Source organism: Klebsiella sp. MBT K-1 (assembly GCF_002556465.1).
GTDB classification, from domain to species: Bacteria; Pseudomonadota; Gammaproteobacteria; order Enterobacterales; family Enterobacteriaceae; genus Klebsiella; species Klebsiella grimontii.
Genome location: NZ_PDEL01000019.1, coordinates 32,564 through 51,396, shown reverse-complemented (window position 1 = coordinate 51,396; position 18,833 = coordinate 32,564). Strand labels below are relative to the sequence as shown.

At 56.3% G+C, this 18,833-nt stretch carries 18 protein-coding genes; 11 read left to right on the top strand and 7 right to left on the bottom strand.

From position 1 onward, the window contains the following. Window positions 1-123: 123 nt before the first annotated feature. The gene (locus tag CMQ96_RS24135) at window positions 124-1,020 is read left to right on the top strand and encodes a dihydrodipicolinate synthase family protein (RefSeq protein WP_004871836.1); all 897 of its coding nucleotides are present in this window, start codon (window positions 124-126) and stop codon (window positions 1,018-1,020) included. Between the two features lie 57 nt (window positions 1,021-1,077). Here CMQ96_RS24135 and CMQ96_RS24130 read toward each other — a convergent pair whose 3' ends face one another. The 6 genes from CMQ96_RS24130 to rpmH all read right to left on the bottom strand — a co-directional run bounded on the left by CMQ96_RS24130 (window position 1,078) and on the right by rpmH (window position 5,462). After that, the gene (locus CMQ96_RS24130; RefSeq protein ID WP_024360545.1) at window positions 1,078-1,485 is read right to left on the bottom strand and encodes a GNAT family N-acetyltransferase; all 408 of its coding nucleotides are present in this window, start codon (window positions 1,483-1,485) and stop codon (window positions 1,078-1,080) included. 133 nt (window positions 1,486-1,618) lie between these two features. Beyond that, the gene (mnmE, locus tag CMQ96_RS24125) at window positions 1,619-2,983 is read right to left on the bottom strand and encodes a tRNA uridine-5-carboxymethylaminomethyl(34) synthesis GTPase MnmE (protein WP_024360546.1); all 1,365 of its coding nucleotides are present in this window, start codon (window positions 2,981-2,983) and stop codon (window positions 1,619-1,621) included. A gap of 93 nt (window positions 2,984-3,076) precedes the next feature. Continuing rightward, window positions 3,077-4,723: a membrane protein insertase YidC gene (yidC, locus tag CMQ96_RS24120; RefSeq protein WP_098067445.1), complete on the bottom strand. Its 1,647-nt coding sequence runs from the start codon at window positions 4,721-4,723 to the stop codon at window positions 3,077-3,079. Window positions 4,724-4,725: 2 nt separating this feature from the next. After that, window positions 4,726-4,983 carry a membrane protein insertion efficiency factor YidD gene (yidD, locus tag CMQ96_RS24115; RefSeq protein ID WP_004871831.1) on the bottom strand — a complete coding sequence of 86 codons (258 nt, stop codon included), beginning with the start codon at window positions 4,981-4,983 and terminating at the stop codon, window positions 4,726-4,728. Continuing rightward, entirely contained in the window at window positions 4,947-5,306 is a 360-nt protein-coding gene (rnpA, locus tag CMQ96_RS24110; RefSeq protein ID WP_004871829.1) for a ribonuclease P protein component, read from the bottom strand. Before rnpA ends, yidD begins: the two co-directional genes overlap by 37 nt. A gap of 15 nt (window positions 5,307-5,321) precedes the next feature. Further along, window positions 5,322-5,462, bottom strand: coding sequence for a 50S ribosomal protein L34 (gene rpmH / locus CMQ96_RS24105; protein ID WP_004871828.1), 141 nt, complete (start codon window positions 5,460-5,462; stop codon window positions 5,322-5,324). Between the two features lie 623 nt (window positions 5,463-6,085). Between rpmH and dnaA the strand changes: the two genes are divergently transcribed. From dnaA to gyrB, 4 genes are all read left to right on the top strand, one after another. After that, the gene (dnaA, locus tag CMQ96_RS24095) at window positions 6,086-7,486 is read left to right on the top strand and encodes a chromosomal replication initiator protein DnaA (protein ID WP_004871826.1); all 1,401 of its coding nucleotides are present in this window, start codon (window positions 6,086-6,088) and stop codon (window positions 7,484-7,486) included. A gap of 4 nt (window positions 7,487-7,490) precedes the next feature. Beyond that, window positions 7,491-8,591 (top strand): DNA polymerase III subunit beta, encoded by a 1,101-nt coding sequence (gene dnaN, locus CMQ96_RS24090; RefSeq protein WP_004107206.1) that lies wholly within the window; start codon window positions 7,491-7,493, stop codon window positions 8,589-8,591. A 138-nt stretch (window positions 8,592-8,729) separates the two neighbouring features. Beyond that, window positions 8,730-9,803, top strand: a complete 1,074-nt coding sequence (gene recF, locus CMQ96_RS24085) for a DNA replication/repair protein RecF (protein ID WP_004871824.1) — start codon at window positions 8,730-8,732, stop codon at window positions 9,801-9,803. 28 nt (window positions 9,804-9,831) lie between these two features. Then, window positions 9,832-12,246: a DNA topoisomerase (ATP-hydrolyzing) subunit B gene (gene gyrB, locus CMQ96_RS24080; protein WP_024360548.1), complete on the top strand. Its 2,415-nt coding sequence runs from the start codon at window positions 9,832-9,834 to the stop codon at window positions 12,244-12,246. Window positions 12,247-12,279: 33 nt separating this feature from the next. Here gyrB and CMQ96_RS24075 read toward each other — a convergent pair whose 3' ends face one another. After that, window positions 12,280-13,215, bottom strand: a complete 936-nt coding sequence (locus CMQ96_RS24075) for a LysR family transcriptional regulator (protein ID WP_024360549.1) — start codon at window positions 13,213-13,215, stop codon at window positions 12,280-12,282. Between the two features lie 109 nt (window positions 13,216-13,324). Here CMQ96_RS24075 and CMQ96_RS24070 point away from each other — a divergent pair, with 109 nt between their 5' ends. The 6 genes from CMQ96_RS24070 to dgoD all read left to right on the top strand — a co-directional run bounded on the left by CMQ96_RS24070 (window position 13,325) and on the right by dgoD (window position 18,828). Beyond that, window positions 13,325-14,350, top strand: a complete 1,026-nt coding sequence (locus CMQ96_RS24070; RefSeq protein ID WP_024360550.1) for an NAD(P)-dependent alcohol dehydrogenase — start codon at window positions 13,325-13,327, stop codon at window positions 14,348-14,350. A gap of 114 nt (window positions 14,351-14,464) precedes the next feature. Next, window positions 14,465-15,277, top strand: a complete 813-nt coding sequence (gene yidA, locus CMQ96_RS24065) for a sugar-phosphatase (protein WP_098067444.1) — start codon at window positions 14,465-14,467, stop codon at window positions 15,275-15,277. Between the two features lie 243 nt (window positions 15,278-15,520). Continuing rightward, window positions 15,521-16,210, top strand: coding sequence for a D-galactonate utilization transcriptional regulator DgoR (gene dgoR / locus CMQ96_RS24060; protein ID WP_004126932.1), 690 nt, complete (start codon window positions 15,521-15,523; stop codon window positions 16,208-16,210). Beyond that, window positions 16,207-17,082, top strand: a complete 876-nt coding sequence (locus CMQ96_RS24055) for a 2-dehydro-3-deoxygalactonokinase (RefSeq protein ID WP_098067443.1) — start codon at window positions 16,207-16,209, stop codon at window positions 17,080-17,082. The genes dgoR and CMQ96_RS24055 overlap by 4 nt, the downstream gene beginning before the upstream one ends. After that, a complete protein-coding gene (locus CMQ96_RS24050) occupies window positions 17,066-17,683 on the top strand; it encodes a 2-dehydro-3-deoxy-6-phosphogalactonate aldolase (RefSeq protein ID WP_098067442.1) in 618 nt (205 codons plus the stop codon). The genes CMQ96_RS24055 and CMQ96_RS24050 overlap by 17 nt, the downstream gene beginning before the upstream one ends. Then, complete coding sequence (gene dgoD / locus CMQ96_RS24045) at window positions 17,680-18,828, top strand: galactonate dehydratase (protein ID WP_098067441.1); 1,149 nt, start codon at window positions 17,680-17,682, stop codon at window positions 18,826-18,828. The genes CMQ96_RS24050 and dgoD overlap by 4 nt, the downstream gene beginning before the upstream one ends. The last annotated feature ends 5 nt before the right edge of the window (window positions 18,829-18,833 follow it).

Genomic DNA, 18,833 nt, shown 5'->3' with positions numbered 1-18,833 from the left:
AATCTGCTACTCCCGTTTTCCTCCCTGCCGGTATCCAGTTGCAACCGGCATGGTTACCTTTTAGAGTGGAGTAATACTTCAAAATAAATTTATTTAAGAAGAAAAACACCACCAGAGGTTTACATGACAAAGCTAACCGGCCTTATTGCCGCTCCCCACACGCCTTTTGATGCTAATGGCGAAGTCAACTATCCCGTTATCGATCGAATCGCCGAGCACCTGATTCGCCAGGGCGTTAAAGGCGCTTACGTCTGTGGGACAACCGGAGAAGGTATCCACTGTTCTGTTGAAGAGCGTAAAAAAATCGCCGAGCGCTGGGTCGCGGCAAGCCAGGGACAACTAAGCATTACGCTACACACCGGGGCGCTCAGCATCGCCGATGCGCTGGAGCTGAGCCGTCATGCTGAAACCCTGGATATTTTTGCCACCTCGGTCATCGGCCCGTGCTTCTTTAAACCGTCTACCGTCGACGATCTGGTGGAATATTGCCGCATTATCGCCGCCGCGGCGCCGTCAAAAGGCTTCTATTACTACCATTCCGGCATGTCGGGTCTAAGCCTCGATATGGAGCAGTTTCTGATCGCCGCGGCGGATAAAATTCCGAACCTGTCCGGTATGAAGTTTAACTCCGCGGATATGTATGAGTTCCAGCGCTGCCTGCGCGTCAACAATCGCCAGTTCGATATTCCGTTCGGCGTGGATGAGTTTTTACCCGCAGGCCTGGCCTGCGGCGCCGTCGGCGCGGTGGGCAGTACCTATAACTACGCGGCGCCGCTCTATCATCGTCTGATCGAGAGCTTCAACCGGGGGGATCATCAGGACGTTGCCGCCTGTATGGATAAAGTCATCGCGATTATTCGCATCCTGGTTCAGTACGGCGGCGTGGCGGCCGGGAAGCTGGCTATGCAGCTGCACGACATTGACGTCGGCGATCCGCGCCGCCCGCTGCGCCCGATGACCAGCGAGCAAAAGCGCGTCGCGCTGGAAGCTTTTCGCGCTGCCGACTTTATTAAATCCTGATAGCATCACCGGCATCCGGGAGACGCCGCAGCCCCGGATGCTTCTTTACCAGCGAAGTTAATTCCAGACCTTCGCCATACCCTCACTTTCCGGCATGACGCTGGAAAACCCAAATTTTGCGTACAGCTCGGGAACATCCGCCACCAGCGAGACGTATGCCCCTTTAAACGCGTTGCCATCAAGCCAGGCGACGATTTTCTGCACGATCTGGCGACCGAGACCTTTTCCCTGATGGGCCGGGTCCACGGCGACGTCGACGATTTCAAAGTTCAGCGCGCCGTCGCCGACGATGCGCCCCATACCAACGGGCACGCCCTCATAGAGAATATGCACGCCGTAGCAGCTACGCGGCAGGCCAGCACGGGCGCCTTCCAGCGGTCGCGGCGACATACCTGATATGACGCGCAGGCGGCAAAAGTCTTCTGCAGAAGGAACGGTATCAATAAAGGTGTAATCGATGGTCATGGTTGCATCCGGTACGTTAAGAGCGGCGATGCCGATAAGGGTAATAGATAAACCAATCTACCGTGAAGATGATAAATAAAAACCCGCTTTAACAGGATGTTAAGGCGGGTTAGTCAATGCTCACAAACGGAGCTTACTTACCGATACAGAAACTGGAGAAAATGCGCCCCAGCAGGTCATCAGAGGTAAACTCGCCGGTGATTTCGCTCAGGTTCTGCTGGGCCAGGCGCAGCTCTTCCGCCAGCAGCTCGCCAGCCCAGGCGCCCAGCAGCTGCGCTTTCCCCTGCTGCAGATGCTCTGCGGCGTCCGACAGCGCCTGCAGATGGCGGCGGCGCGCCAGAAAACCGCCTTCCATATTGGTTTCAAAGCCCATGCTCTGCTTGAGATGATTGCGCAGCACGTCTACGCCCTCGCCGGTACGTGCCGAAAGGCGAACAAGTGAGTGGTCATTTACTTCGCTCAGCCCCAGCGTTTCGCCAGTGATATCCGCTTTGTTACGCACGACGGTAATCGGCAGGTTTTTCGGTAGACGGGCAATAAAGTCCGGCCAGATATCCGCCGGATCGGTCGCGTCGGTGGTGGTGCCATCGACCATAAACAGCACGCGGTCGGCCTGTTCAATCTCCTGCCAGGCGCGCTCGATACCGATGCGCTCAACCTCGTCGTTCGCATCGCGCAGGCCGGCGGTATCGATGATGTGCAGCGGCATACCGTCGATATGGATATGCTCGCGCAGCACGTCGCGGGTGGTACCGGCAATATCGGTGACGATAGCCGCTTCCCGGCCCGCCAGCGCGTTCAGCAGGCTTGATTTGCCGGCGTTCGGCCGCCCGGCAATGACGACCTTCATCCCTTCGCGCAGCAGGCTGCCCTGGCGCGCTTCGGCGCGCACGGCGTCAAGATCGGCGATCACGTTGTTGAGCTGGGCTTCGATTTTTCCATCGGAGAGGAAGTCGATCTCTTCGTCCGGGAAATCAATGGCCGCTTCCACGTAGATGCGCAGGTGCGTCAGCGCTTCCACAAGATGGTTTACGCGAGTAGAGAATGCGCCCTGCAGCGAATTCAGCGCAGAACGCGCCGCCTGCTCGGAGCTGGCGTCGATCAGGTCGGCTATCGCTTCAGCCTGGGCTAAATCGAGCTTGTCGTTCAAAAACGCGCGCTCGGAGAACTCGCCTGGCCTGGCGATGCGCACGCCCGGCAGCGTCAGAATGCGTTTCAGTAACAGGTCGAGGATAACGGGGCCGCCGTGGCCCTGCAGTTCCAGCACGTCTTCGCCGGTAAAGGAGTTCGGGCCGGGGAACCACAGCGCAATCCCCTGATCCAGCGCGCTGCCGTCGCTGTCTTTAAACGGCAGGTAGTCGGCGTAGCGCGGCTTCGGCAGCTTGCCCAGCACCGCCTGCGCAACGTCGCGCGCCTTCAGGCCAGAGATGCGCAGAATGCCCACACCACCGCGTCCCGGTGGGGTTGCCTGGGCGACGATAGTGTCGTTATGGCTCATGGTGACTCTCTATGTAGATGTAAAAAAGGCGGTCTATTGACCGCCTTCTCTGGCATTAACGTTACCGTAAATACTCAAAATAATTCAAGAGTATCAGGATTTTTTCTTCTCGCGGCTATGCAGGCCACGCTTCTCCAGACCACGGTAAATCAACTGCTGCTGAATAATGGTGACCAGGTTGCTGACGATATAGTAAACCACCAGACCGGACGGGAACCACAGGAAGAACACCGTGAAGATGACCGGCATAAAGGTCATGATCTTCTGCTGCATCGGGTCGGTCACGGTGGTCGGAGACATCTTCTGGATGAAGAACATCGTCGCGCCCATGATGATCGGCAGGATGTAGTACGGGTCTTGCGCAGACAGGTCGTGGATCCACAGGATAAACGGCGCATGACGCAGTTCAACCGAGGCGCTCAGCATATAGTACAGCGCAAGGAAGATTGGCATCTGGATAATCAGCGGGAAGCAGCCACCCAGCGGGTTAACCTTCTCAGCTTTATACAGGGCCATCATCTCCTGGCTTTGACGCTGCTTGTCGTCGCCCAGACGCTCGCGCATCGCCTGAATCTTCGGCTGCAGCATACGCATCTTCGCCATGGAGGTGTACTGCGCTTTGGTCAGCGGGTACATGATGCCACGAACGATAAAGGTGATAACGATGATGGAGAAGCCCCAGTTGCCCAGGAAGCTATGGATCCATTTCAGCAGTTTGAACAGCGGCTGAGAGATAAACCACAGCCAGCCGTAGTCGACGGTCAGGTCAAGATGCGGCGCAACGGCGGCCATTTTGTCCTGAATAGCCGGGCCGACCCACAGGGTGCTTTCCAGCTTATCGGTTTGACCCGGCTGCACCAGAACCGGCTGCGATTTGTAGCCGATCGCCACAATACCGTTGCCGAGATTCGCGGTGTAGAAGTTGTTAGTACCGTTGTTCTGCGGAACCCATGCGGTTGTGAAGTACTGCTGCAGCATGGCAACCCAACCGTTTTTGGTGCTGACGTTCAGGTTTTCGTTATCGACGATAGTATCGAATTTGTATTTTTCGTACTTCGTTTCAGACGTTGAGTACGCCGCGCCGCGGAAGGTGTGCATCGTTGTCAGGCCGCCGGTCTGCGTGTCGCGATGCGTCGGCAGGTTGGCGGTTTGCTTCAGCTGGCCAAACGTAGACACTTCCAGCGGTTTTTCGCTGGCGTTCTGCACGCTATAGCCGACGTTTACCGCATATTCACCGCGCTTCAGGGTGAAGGTTTTGGTGAATACGTTGCCTGCTTTATCGGTGTACATCAGAGGAATGACGATTTCGTTCTGGCCATCAGCCAGCACAAACGCATCTTTATCGACGTTATACAACGGACGCGGTCCGTTAGCCGGGTTGTCCGGGCCATCACGACCGGTCAGGCCGCTCTGCGCCTGATAGGTAAACTGCGGCGTGGTTTCCAGTAACTGGAACGGCTCAGTCGACTTCAGCTCTTTCGGATAATCCAGAAGCAGCGCTTGCTCAACATCACCACCGCTGGTGTTGATGGTCAGGTCAAGCACATCGGTTTTTACCGTAATCAGTTTCCCCTGGCCACTGGCCGGTACGCCCTGGTCGGCGGCGCTACCCGTTGCTGTGGTCGTTGTCTGCGTGGTCTGCTGCTGGGGTTGAGGATTGTTATCCTGCTCCCAGGCTTGCCAGATCATGAAAGACACGAACAACAAAGCGATGATAAGAAGATTGCGTTGCGAATCCATCGTTAGTGTTCTCTGGTATCAAATGGTCCAGGCGGGACGGGATCGTCACCACCAGGGTGTAAAGGGTGGCATTTTAATACGCGTTTCACCGTCAACCAACTGCCTTTTATCAATCCAAACCTGCGCAATGCCTCAATTCCGTATTGAGAACAGGTCGGCGTGAAACGGCAATGCGGCCCGAGTAGCGGACTAATCAGGCGCTGATAGACCCGAATCAGGCCTATCAGGACCCGCGAGCCAGGCGACAGTGGCGGCGCCATAATTTTTCCAACGCTTCCGAGAGAGCACGGTTATCGAGGTCGGCAACCCCTTTCTTCGCCACCACCACGAAATCCATTGGCGGGAGTTCATGTTGACGTAAACGGAAGCTTTCACGCGTCAGACGTTTAATCCGATTGCGCTCATGCGCTCGCTTGACGTTCTTCTTGGCGACGGTAAGACCGATGCGGGGATGCCCCAGCGAATTTTGGCGGCCGAGGATGGTGATTTGCGGCGTGCCAGCCCGTAATGGCTGCTGGAAGACGAAAGTGAAATGACTGGGAGTTAACAAGCGTAACTCCCTGGGAAATGCGAGCTTAACCACTCAGGGTTAGCTTTATTACTTGGAAACGGTCAGACGAGCGCGGCTTTTAGCACGACGACGTGCCAGAACCTGACGACCATTTTTAGTAGCCATACGAGCACGGAAGCCGTGAGAACGGTTGCGCTTCAGTACAGACGGTTGAAAAGTGCGTTTCATGGCGATTTCTACCTAAACTTGAATAATTTCACTGACTTTCGCGTAAATCCGAACGAATTTCGAACGGCCTACGCCTCAGCGTGGGTGATTAAAGAGGCCGGATTGTAATAATTGTACACTCCGGAGTCAATTCTCTTTCCTTATTTCTCGCACCTTGCCGCACAAAAAACAGGCGATGGCACGTTACGGAAAACGGGCATTACGCGCCGGGTGGTGGATTATACGACCTGGTGGATAAAGCGCAAGGATCGCAAAGGATCTTTGTTAGATCGATTAAGCCCAAAACCAGGATAGTTCATTAATTTTTCCAATATGCGGCTGAAATCGTGCTCCACTCCCGCCAGGATCGATTACACTTACCCAGCTTCGATCCTTCCTGTGGATAAATCGGGAAGAATCTGTTGAGAAACACAAGATCTCTTTCTCAGTTTAGGCTATGATCCCCGGTCCCGATCGGGATCCAGAGATCCGCATCGGGTAATAACCGCAGATAGCGGTTCGCACGTCACCCCTTTAGTGCAGGGGCTTTTCGGCTATGCAGGGTCTTGTCGACGTGTGCCAACAATCACGATTGTTTCAGTTTCTCTTTTTATATATCGATTTTTGTTCGAGTGGAGTCCGCCGTGTCACTTTCGCTTTGGCAGCAGTGTCTTGCCCGATTGCAGGATGAGTTACCAGCCACAGAATTCAGCATGTGGATACGCCCTTTGCAGGCGGAGTTGAGCGATAACACGCTGGCACTGTATGCGCCAAACCGTTTTGTGCTCGATTGGGTAAGGGATAAATACCTCAATAATATCAATGGACTCCTCAATGATTTTTGCGGTGCGGATGCCCCACAGCTGCGGTTTGAGGTAGGCGCTAAGCCAGCCGTTCAGATGCAGAGAGGTACGGTAAGCGTTGCGGCCGCAGCGCCCGCGCAGCAGATCCAGACGGCGCGCGTTGCGCCGACGATCGTGCGTCCGGGCTGGGATAACGTTCCGGCGCCGGCAGAACCGACCTACCGCTCTAACGTCAATGTAAAACACACGTTTGATAACTTCGTCGAAGGTAAATCCAACCAGCTGGCTCGCGCGGCGGCGCGTCAGGTTGCGGATAACCCCGGCGGCGCGTACAACCCGCTGTTCCTTTATGGCGGCACCGGCCTGGGTAAAACCCACCTTTTACATGCGGTTGGTAACGGAATTGTGGCGCGTAAACCCAATGCGAAAGTGGTTTACATGCACTCCGAGCGCTTTGTACAGGACATGGTAAAAGCCCTGCAAAACAACGCTATTGAAGAATTTAAGCGCTATTACCGCTCCGTTGATGCCCTGCTGATCGATGACATTCAGTTTTTCGCTAATAAAGAGCGCTCGCAGGAAGAGTTTTTTCACACCTTTAACGCCCTGCTGGAAGGCAATCAGCAGATCATCCTGACGTCGGATCGCTATCCGAAGGAGATCAACGGGGTTGAGGATCGTCTGAAATCACGCTTCGGCTGGGGGCTGACGGTCGCGATCGAGCCGCCAGAGCTGGAAACCCGCGTGGCGATCCTGATGAAAAAAGCCGATGAAAACGACATCCGCCTGCCGGGCGAAGTGGCGTTCTTTATTGCTAAGCGCCTGCGCTCTAACGTACGTGAGCTTGAAGGGGCGCTGAACCGCGTTATCGCCAACGCCAACTTTACCGGCCGGGCGATCACCATCGATTTCGTGCGCGAAGCGCTGCGCGATCTGCTGGCTTTACAGGAAAAACTGGTCACCATCGACAATATTCAAAAGACGGTGGCGGAGTATTACAAAATTAAGGTAGCGGACCTGCTGTCTAAACGCCGCTCCCGTTCGGTGGCGCGCCCCCGCCAGATGGCGATGGCGCTGGCAAAAGAGCTGACCAACCACAGTCTGCCGGAAATCGGCGACGCGTTTGGCGGCCGCGACCATACCACCGTCCTGCACGCTTGCCGCAAGATTGAGCAACTGCGTGAAGAAAGCCACGATATCAAAGAAGATTTTTCCAATTTAATCAGAACATTATCCTCGTGACGCTATGAAATTTACCGTAGAACGTGAACATTTATTAAAACCGCTGCAACAGGTGAGCGGTCCTTTAGGTGGTCGTCCGACGCTACCGATTCTTGGCAACCTGCTCCTACAGGTTACCGATGGCGCGCTGTCGCTGACCGGTACCGATCTGGAAATGGAAATGGTCGCGCGCGTTGCGCTGATTCAGCCGCACGAAGCGGGAGCTACAACCGTTCCGGCGCGTAAATTTTTTGATATCTGCCGCGGCCTGCCTGAAGGCGCGGAGATCGCGGTCCAGCTGGAAGGCGAGCGCATGCTGGTGCGTTCCGGACGCAGCCGCTTTTCGCTCTCGACGCTGCCTGCGGCGGATTTCCCGAACCTCGATGACTGGCAGAGCGAAGTTGAATTTACCCTGCCGCAGGCGACCATGAAGCGCCTGATCGAAGCGACGCAGTTTTCGATGGCGCACCAGGACGTTCGCTATTACTTAAACGGTATGCTGTTTGAAACCGAAGGTAGCGAACTGCGCACCGTGGCGACAGACGGCCACCGCCTGGCGGTCTGCTCGATGCCACTGGAAGAGTCCCTGCCCAATCATTCGGTGATCGTGCCGCGTAAAGGCGTGATTGAGCTGATGCGTATGCTCGACGGCGGCGATACGCCGCTGCGCGTGCAGATCGGCAGCAATAATATTCGCGCTCACGTTGGCGACTTTATCTTCACTTCAAAGCTGGTGGATGGTCGTTTTCCTGACTATCGCCGCGTACTGCCGAAGAATCCGGATAAGCATCTGGACGCCGGCTGCGATATTCTCAAGCAGGCCTTTGCCCGCGCGGCGATTCTTTCTAACGAAAAATTCCGCGGCGTGCGCCTGTACGTCAGTGAAAATCAGCTGAAAATCACCGCCAATAACCCGGAACAGGAAGAAGCGGAAGAAATTCTTGATGTCACCTATGCCGGGACCGAGATGGAAATCGGCTTTAACGTCAGCTATGTGCTGGACGTCCTGAACGCGCTGAAGTGTGAGAACGTGCGCATTCTGCTGACCGATTCCGTTTCGAGCGTGCAGATTGAGGATGCGGCCTCCCAATCCGCAGCATACGTCGTCATGCCTATGAGGCTGTAGAAAATATCGGGCTATCTTACTTGTTATTCTGGCTCCGGGCAGTGCTCGCAATCCTCACGTACTTTAGTACGCTCCGGTTGCTGCGCGCTGGCCGTGACCAGACTAACTGCGCCGATAACGCCCTGCTTATGAGCTGATATGTCGCTATCCCGACTTCTAATCAAAGACTTCCGCAATATTGAAAATGCGGATCTCGCCCTCTCTCCCGGCTTTAATTTCCTGGTTGGCGCCAACGGCAGCGGCAAAACCAGCGTACTTGAAGCTATCTATACGCTCGGCCATGGTCGGGCGTTTCGTAGTTTGCAGATTGGCCGCGTGATTCGTCACGAACAGGAGTCCTTTGTCCTGCACGGTCGCCTGCAGGGTGAAGAGCGTGAAGTATCTATCGGCCTGACGAAAGATAAGCAGGGCGACAGCAAGGTGCGTATCGACGGTACCGACGGGCATAAAGTGGCTGAGCTGGCGCACCTGATGCCGATGCAGCTGATTACGCCGGAGGGGTTTACTTTACTCAACGGCGGCCCCAAATACAGAAGAGCGTTCCTTGACTGGGGATGCTTTCACAACGAAGCCGGATTCTTTACCGCCTGGAGCAACCTGAAGCGCCTGGTGAAGCAGCGCAACGCCGCGCTGCGTCAGGTCAGCCGCTATGCCCAGCTGCGGCCATGGGATCTGGAGCTGATCCCGCTGGCAGAGCTGATTAGCCGCTGGCGGGCCGAATATAGCGCCGCTATCGTCGAAGACATGGCGGATACCTGTCGGCAGTTTTTGCCGGAGTTCGCTCTCACCTTTTCTTTCCAGCGCGGCTGGGAGAAAGAAACGGATTATGCCGAGGTGCTGGAGCGAAATTTCGAACGCGATCGCATGCTAACCTATACCGCCCACGGCCCGCATAAAGCGGATTTCCGCATTCGTGCCGACGGCGCGCCGGTAGAGGATACATTGTCACGCGGGCAGCTTAAGCTGCTGATGTGCGCCCTACGACTGGCGCAAGGCGAGTTTCTGACCCGCGAAAGCGGGCGGCGGTGCCTGTACCTGATAGATGATTTTGCCTCGGAACTTGACGACGCGCGGCGCGGGCTGCTTGCCAGCCGCTTAAAAGCCACGCAGTCGCAGGTTTTCGTCAGCGCCATTAGCGCTGAACACGTTATGGACATGTCGGACGAAAATTCGAAGATGTTTACCGTGGAAAAGGGTAAAATAGCGGATTAACCTAAGATAAAATGAGCGAGAAACGTTGATGTCGAATTCTTATGACTCCTCCAGTATCAAAGTCCTGAAAGGGCTGGATGCGGTGCGTAAGCGCCCGGGTATGTATATCGGCGACACGGATGACGGCACCGGTCTGCACCACATGGTATTCGAGGTTGTGGATAACGCTATCGACGAAGCGCTCGCAGGTTACTGTAAAGACATCGTTGTTACTATCCACAGCGATAACTCCGTCTCCGTCCAGGATGATGGTCGCGGTATTCCGACCGGTATTCACCCGGAAGAGGGCGTGTCGGCGGCGGAAGTGATCATGACCGTTCTGCACGCGGGCGGCAAATTCGATGATAACTCGTATAAAGTTTCCGGTGGTCTGCACGGTGTAGGCGTTTCCGTGGTTAACGCCCTGTCGCAGAAGCTGGAACTGGTCATTCAGCGCGATAACAAAATTCATCGTCAGATGTATGCGCACGGCGTGCCGCAGGCGCCGCTGGCGGTGACCGGCGAAACCGAAAAAACCGGCACCATGGTGCGTTTCTGGCCGAGCTACGAAACCTTCACTAACGTGGTCGAATTCGAATACGAGATTCTGGCAAAACGCCTGCGCGAGCTGTCGTTCCTGAACTCCGGGGTGTCGATTCGCCTGCGCGACAAGCGCGACGGTAAAGAGGATCATTTCCACTACGAAGGCGGTATTAAAGCGTTCGTAGAATATCTGAATAAAAACAAAACGCCGATCCACCCGAATATCTTCTATTTCTCCACCGAAAAAGACGGCATCGGCGTTGAAGTTGCGCTGCAGTGGAACGATGGTTTCCAGGAAAACATCTACTGCTTTACCAACAACATTCCGCAGCGCGACGGCGGTACCCACCTTGCAGGCTTCCGTGCGGCGATGACCCGTACCCTGAACGCCTACATGGATAAAGAAGGCTACAGCAAGAAAGCGAAAGTCAGCGCCACCGGCGACGATGCCCGTGAAGGCCTGATCGCTGTGGTCTCCGTGAAGGTGCCGGATCCGAAATTCTCCTCGCAGACCAAAGACAAGCTGGTCTCCTCTGAGGTGAAATCGGCGGTCGAACAGCAGATGAACGAACTGCTGAACGAATACCTGCTGGAAAACCCGTCTGACGCCAAAATCGTGGTCGGTAAAATCATCGACGCGGCGCGCGCGCGCGAAGCCGCACGTCGCGCGCGTGAGATGACCCGCCGTAAAGGCGCGCTGGACCTGGCGGGCCTGCCGGGCAAGCTGGCGGATTGTCAGGAACGCGACCCCGCGCACTCTGAACTGTACTTAGTGGAAGGGGACTCGGCGGGCGGTTCTGCGAAGCAGGGGCGTAACCGTAAGAACCAGGCGATTCTGCCGCTGAAGGGTAAAATCCTCAACGTTGAGAAAGCGCGCTTTGACAAAATGCTCGCGTCTCAGGAAGTAGCGACGCTGATTACCGCGCTGGGCTGCGGCATTGGCCGCGATGAGTACAACCCGGACAAACTGCGCTACCACAGCATCATTATCATGACCGATGCGGACGTCGACGGCTCGCACATTCGTACGCTACTGTTGACCTTCTTCTATCGCCAGATGCCGGAAATCGTCGAGCGCGGCCACGTCTACATCGCCCAGCCGCCGCTGTATAAAGTGAAGAAAGGCAAGCAGGAACAGTATATTAAAGACGATGAAGCGATGGATCAGTACCAAATCTCCATCGCGCTGGATGGCGCAACCCTGCACACCAACGCCAACGCGCCGGCCTTAGCCGGCGAGCCGCTGGAGAAACTGGTTGCCGAGTATAACGCCACGCAGAAAATGATCGGTCGTATGGAGCGTCGCTTCCCGAAAGCGCTGCTGAAAGAGCTTGTCTATCAACCGACGCTGGCGGAAGCCGACCTGAGCAACGAGCAGGCGGTGACTCGCTGGATCAATACCCTGGTGAGCGAGCTGAATGAGAAAGAGCAGCACGGCAGCCAGTGGAAATTTGATATCCGCGAGAACGCAGAGCTGCAGCAGTTTGAGCCGATTGTTCGCGTGCGTACCCATGGCGTGGACACCGACTACCCGCTGGATCACGAGTTCATTACCGGGCCGGAATACCGCCGTATCTGCGCGCTGGGCGAAACGCTGCGCGGCCTGATTGAAGACGATGCCTTTATCGAGCGCGGCGAGCGCCGCCAGCCGGTTGCCAGCTTCGAGCAGGCGCTGGACTGGCTGGTAAAAGAGTCCCGTCGCGGCCTCTCTATCCAGCGCTATAAAGGTCTGGGCGAGATGAACCCGGATCAGCTGTGGGAAACCACTATGGACCCGGATAGCCGCCGCATGCTGCGCGTGACCGTGAAGGATGCGATTGCCGCTGACCAGCTGTTCACCACCCTGATGGGTGACGCCGTTGAACCGCGCCGCGCCTTTATCGAAGAGAACGCCCTTAAAGCGGCGAACATCGACATTTAATCGTTGTTACACCGCCAGACTCAGGCCGCGCGTTTAGCGCGGCTTTTTTATGGGCGCAGGCATATCCAGCGACATCGCGGACGGTAAACGGCTGGCGAGCGTATCGACGGCAATTCGCACCCTCAGCGGTAGATGCGGCGTCTGTTGCCAGACCGCGTGAATGTCGAAGCGCACATCCGGCGCCTGCTTTAACAGCGGGACGAGTTTTCCCTCATGAATGTCTTTGCTGACCATCCAGCAGGGCAGCCATGCAATGCCGTGTCCGGCCAGCGCAGCGTCGCAGATCGCCTGCAAATCATCCATATTGAGCGATGAATGGGGTGTAAAGGTATGCGAGGCACCTTCGTTATCCATCAGCTGCCAGGATAGCACTCTGCCTGCCTGCAGATAGTTAATGGCCGCATGATGGGGCAAATCATCAACGCTTTGCGGGGTACCCTTCTTCTGCAGATAATCCGGCGCGGCGCACAGTACCATGCGGTGTTCTCCCAGCCTTCTGGCGACCAGAACGCTGCTGTCCTGAAGCGTGCCGTTACGTACCGCCATATCAAACCCTTCCTCGACGAGATCCACGACCCGGTCGCTGAATGACATCTCCAGCTCAAGGCCTGGATGTTCCTGCGCCAGCGCGATCAGCAGCGGGGCGACGCACTGGCGACCAAACAGCACCGGCATGGCAACGCGCAGGCGGCCGCTGACCTGCTGTTTGCCCGTTTCCAGCAGCGATTCTGCGCCCCGAATTTCCTCCAGCGCCCGCAGGCAACGTTCATAAAAAAGGGCGCCGTTGTCGGTCAGGCTTTGGCTGCGGGTCGTACGTTGAAACAGACGTACCCCCAGTCGTTCCTCAAGGCGAGCGATGCTCTTTCCCACCGCCGAGCGCGACAAATGTAAACGGATTGCGGCCTGCGCAAAACTGCCCGCCTCAACGGCGGCTACAAAAACCGGAATATCCTTCAGCGTATTGGACATAGATTGTTTCTTTTCTGGCGTCAATAGTGGGAAAAGTTATCGCCACTGGTGACGCTGAGTCAACGGTAGACTGTCGATACTGAAGCTTATTTGATGCCAGGAGAAAAAAATGACAGAGACAATGCAGCGCTGGTCGATGAACGCCCTCGGGCGCGAGAATCTCAAACTCACCCAGGCGCCCGTGCCGCAGCCAGGGCCAGGAGAAGTCCGCGTACGGGTGAATGCCGTTGCGCTCAACTACCGCGATAAAATGGTTATCGAAGGCTCCATGCCGATCGCGCTTTCCTTCCCGTTTACCCCGGCATCCGATATGGCAGGCGTGGTGGAAAGTACGGGAGAGGGCGTCACGCGTTTTAAACCCGGCGCTCGCGTCATCTCGACCTTTTTCCCTGAGTGGATCGACGGTAGGCCAACAGCGGACGCCCGCACTTTGCCCTATAAAACGACCGGCGGTTACTTTCAGGGGATGCTGGCTGAGTACGTGATTGTGAATGAAAACGGGCTGGTGGCCGCCCCGGAAACCCTGGATGACGCAGAGGCCAGCACCTTACCCTGCGCCGGGCTTACCGCATGGTTCGCGCTGGTGGAGCGCGGTCATTTGCGCGCCGGACAATCGGTGCTGGTGCAGGGCACGGGCGGTGTGGCGATATTCGCTTTGCAAATTGCCAAAGCGCAGGGGGCGGAGGTTTTTGTCACGTCGGGAAGCGATGAAAAACTGGCGCGGGCCAAACAACTCGGCGCCGATTATGGCATCAACCGGCTTAAAGGCGACTGGGCTGAAGGGATATACGAACTGACAAACGATCGCGGCATTGACCATATTATTGAAACCGTTGGTGGGGAGAACCTGAGGCATTCCCTGCGCGCCGTGGCGGTTCATGGGCGTATTTCGGTCATCGGCGTGCTGGCCGGCAGTGAAATCTCGCTGTCCGCGGGCGAACTGTTGCTGAAATCCCCCGTGATTCAGGGGATTGGCGTCGGGCACCGTCGTGCGCTGGAAGATTTCGTTCGCGCCGTTGACGTGACCGGGTTGAAACCTGTGATCGAGCACCGTTACCGCTTTAACCAGCTTGAACAGGCGCTAGAACACCTCGATCGCGGCGCGTTTGGTAAAATTGTCCTCACCCGCGAGTAATATCTCGTCCCCGGGTTTTGCCTAAAAGGGGGGATTCTGCTGTGCAATGTAGCTCTATTTTTGTGGGCTTAATCGCGTTAGCATGAGTAAGGACTCATCTTACCCGGGGATTTCATGGCTATTAAACTGATTGCAATCGATATGGACGGCACGCTGCTGCTGCCTGACCATACTATCTCTCCTGCGGTGAAAACTGCGATTGCCGCAGCCCGTGAACGCGGCGTCAACGTGGTACTGACCACCGGCCGCCCTTACGCTGGCGTGCACAACTATCTGAAAGAACTGCATATGGAGCAGCCAGGGGATTACTGCATCACCTATAACGGCGCTTTAGTGCAGAAGGCGAGCGACGGCAGTACCGTTGCGCAGACCGCGCTGGGCTACGACGACTACCGCTATCTGGAACAGCTGGCCCGCGATGTCGGCTCCCACTTCCACGCGCTCGATCGCAACACTCTGTACACCGCGAACCGCGATGTGAGCTATTACACGGTACATGAATCCTATGTGGCGACGATCCCGCTGGTTTTCTGCGAAGCCGAAAAGATGGATCCGAATATCCAGCTGCTGAAAGTGATGATGATCGATGAGCCGGCGATTCTGGACAAGGCTATCGCCCGCATTCCGGCTGAAGTGAAAGAGAAATACACCGTGCTGAAAAGCGCGCCGTACTTCCTTGAAATTCTTGATAAACGTGTCACCAAAGGCACCGGCGTGAAATCGCTGGCCGATGCGTTGGGTATCAAAGCGGAAGAGGTGATGGCGATTGGCGATCAGGAAAACGACATTGCGATGATTGAATACGCTGGCGTCGGCGTGGCGATGGACAACGCGATTCCGGCCGTCAAAGAAGCGGCAAACTTTATCACCAAATCCAACCTGGAAGACGGTGTGGCATATGCTATTGAAAAGTATGTCCTAAACTAAAGATCTCTTTCTGAAAAACCCGCGTTTATCGCGGGTTTTTTTATGCGCTGAGTTTACCCCACCGCAAAATCCCCAAACCGGATTGTCGTTTTTGTGATCTAAATTGTAGTACAACATGTTTGTGTTGTACTACATTGTGTCCATGGCGATGACGAGTGGTATCACGTTAGTACTACAAAGTTGCGGTTAAATCCGCCGGTCGCGGTAAAGTAGAGGGAGATATCCAGAGCACAAGGACTCTCCATGACTCTCAATAAAACCGATCGCATCGTCATCACGCTGGGCAAGCAGATTGTCAGCGGCAAATACGTTCCCGGCTCTGCGCTGCCCGCGGAAGCCGACCTGTGTGAGGAGTTTGCCACCTCGCGCAATATCATTCGCGAAGTGTTCCGTTCGTTGATGGCTAAGCGGCTGATTGAAATGAAGCGCTATCGCGGCGCGTTCGTTGCGCCGCGTAACCAGTGGAATTATCTCGACACCGACGTTTTACAGTGGGTGCTGGAGAGCGATTACGACCCGCGGCTGATTAGCGCGATGAGCGAGGTACGTAACCTGGTTGAACCCGCGATTGCCCGCTGGGCGGCCGAGCGCGCGACGTCGAGCGACCTGGCGCAAATAGAAGAAGCGCTCAACGACATGATCGCCAACAACCAGGACAGGGAGGCGTTTAACGAAGCGGATATTCGCTATCACGAGGCGGTGCTGCAGTCGGTGCATAACCCGGTTCTGCAACAGCTCAACGTGGCGATCAGTTCGCTACAGCGGGCGGTATTTGAAAGGACCTGGATGGGCGATGAGGCCAACATGCCGAAAACGCTCCAGGAACATAAGGCGCTGTTTGACGCCATCCGGCATCAGGACAGCGAAGCGGCGGAGCAGGCGGCGCTCACCATGATCGCCAGCTCGACACGAAGGTTAAAGGAAATCACATGACATCTCGCTACATCGCAATTGACTGGGGATCGACCAACCTGCGCGCCTGGCTTTATCAGGACGACCAGTGCCTGGAGAGCAGGCAATCGGCAGCAGGCGTCACGCGTTTGAACGGAGAATCCCCCGCGGCGGTGTTTAGCGAAATAACCCGGGGCTGGCGCGACGGCGCGACCCCGGCGGTGTTGGCAGGAATGGTCGGTAGCAACGTCGGCTGGAAGGTGGCGCCCAATTTGCCCGTTCCCGTTGATTTCTCCGCCATTGGCCAACAATTGACGTCCGTTGGCGACAAAGTCTGGATTATTCCCGGGCTGAGCGTCTCCCGCGACGCTAACCAGAATGTGATGCGCGGCGAAGAGACTCAGCTCCTCGGCGCGCGGATGATTGCCCCTTCTTCCATCTACGTGATGCCCGGCACCCACTGCAAATGGGTGCAGGCCGACCGCCAACAAATTAACGACTTTCGCACGGTGATGACCGGCGAACTGCATTATCTGCTGCTGCGCCACTCGCTGGTCGGCGCCGGGTTACCGGAGCAGGTCTCCGCTCCCGGCGCGTTTAACGCCGGGCTTGAGCGCGGCCTGCATTCGCCAGACATCCTGCCGCGGCTTTTTGAGGTGCGCGCTTCGCACGTGCTGGGGTCGCTGCCGCGCGAGCAGGTCGGCGAGTTTCTGTCGGGGCTGCTGATTGGCGCGGAAGTCGCCACCCTGAGCGAACGCTTTCGCGACCCGCAGGTCACCATTGTCGGCGGCGAGGCGCTGGCGAACCGCTATCAGCAGGCCCTGAGCGCCATTGGCCGTCAGACCACCGTGGTGTCAGGTGATAACGCATTTCAGACAGGAGTAAGGAGCATCATCCATGCAGTGGCAAACTAACTTACCGCTTATCGCTATCCTGCGCGGGATTACGCCGGAAGAGGCGCTGGCGCATGTGGGGGCGGTGATTGACGCCGGATTTGACGCCGTTGAAATTCCGCTCAACTCACCGCAGTGGGAAAAGAGTATTCCCGCCGTTGTTGAGGCTTATGGCGATAAAGCCCTGATTGGCGCAGGCACCGTGCTTAATACAGAACGGGTGGACCAGCTTGCCCAAATGGGCTGCAGGCTTATCGTCACGCCCAATATTCAGCCCGAGGTCATTCGTCGTGCGGTGAGCTACGGCATGACGGTTTGTCCGGGATGCGCGACGGCGACGGAAGCGTTCGCCGCGCTGGACGCCGGGGCTCAGGCGTTGAAAGTCTTCCCTTCTTCGGCTTTTGGCCCTGACTACATCAAAGCGTTAAAAGCCGTTTTGCCGCCGGAGGTTCCCGTTTTTGCGGTGGGCGGCGTGACGCCGGAAAATCTGGCGCAGTGGATAAAAGCAGGCTGTACCGGCGCCGGGCTGGGCAGCGATCTTTATCGCGCCGGCCAATCCGTAGAGCGTACCCAACGGCAGGCGGTAGCATTTGTTAAAGCGTATCGAGAGGCAGTGCAATGAAAATAACCAAACTCACCACGTATCGTTTACCCCCGCGCTGGATGTTTTTAAAAATTGACACCGACGAAGGCGTGGTTGGCTGGGGCGAGCCCGTGATTGAAGGGCGCGCGCGCACCGTAGAGGCGGCGGTGCATGAGCTCGGCGATTATTTGATAGGCCAGGATCCGGCGCGGATTAACGACCTGTGGCAGGTGATGTACCGCGCGGGCTTTTACCGCGGCGGTCCGATTTTAATGAGCGCCATCGCCGGTATCGATCAGGCGCTGTGGGATATTAAAGGCAAAGTGCTGAACGCGCCGGTCTGGCAGCTGATGGGCGGCCTGGTGCGCGACAAAATCAAAGCCTACAGCTGGGTTGGCGGCGACCGTCCGGCAGAGGTGATTGATGGCATCAAGAAGTTGCGCGGTATTGGTTTTGACACCTTTAAACTCAACGGCTGCGAAGAGCTGGGGCTTATCGATAACTCTCGCGCGGTGGATGCGGCGGTGAATACCGTCGCGCAAATTCGCGAAGCGTTCGGCAATGAAATTGAGTTCGGCCTCGATTTCCACGGCCGCGTTAGCGCGCCGATGGCGAAAGTACTCATTAAAGAGCTGGGACAGTATCGTCCGCTGTTTATTGAAGAGCCGGTGCTTGCCGAGCAGGCAGAATATTATCCCCGGCTGGCGGCGCAAACCTCGATTCCTATTGCGGCGGGCGAACGTATGTTCTCGCGCTTCGAGTTTAAGCGCGTGCTGGAAGCCGGTGGGCTGGCTATTCTGCAACCCGACCTGTCGCATGCCGGCGGTATTACCGAGTGCTATAAAATCGCCGGAATGGCCGAAGCCTACGACGTGGCGCTGGCGCCGCACTGTCCGCTGGGACCCATTGCGCTTGCCGCCTGCCTGCACGTCGATTTTGTCTCTTATAACGCTGTCTTCCAGGAGCAAAGTATGGGTATTCACTATAACAAGGGCGCGGAATTACTCGACTTTGTGAAAAATAAAGAGGACTTCAATATGGAAGGCGGTTTCTTTAAACCATTAATGAAGCCCGGACTTGGCGTAGAAATAGATGAAGCGCGGGTTATGGAATTAAGTCAGAACGCGCCGGACTGGCGTAATCCATTGTGGCGTCTGGAAGACGGTGTTGTTGCTGAATGGTAGTATCT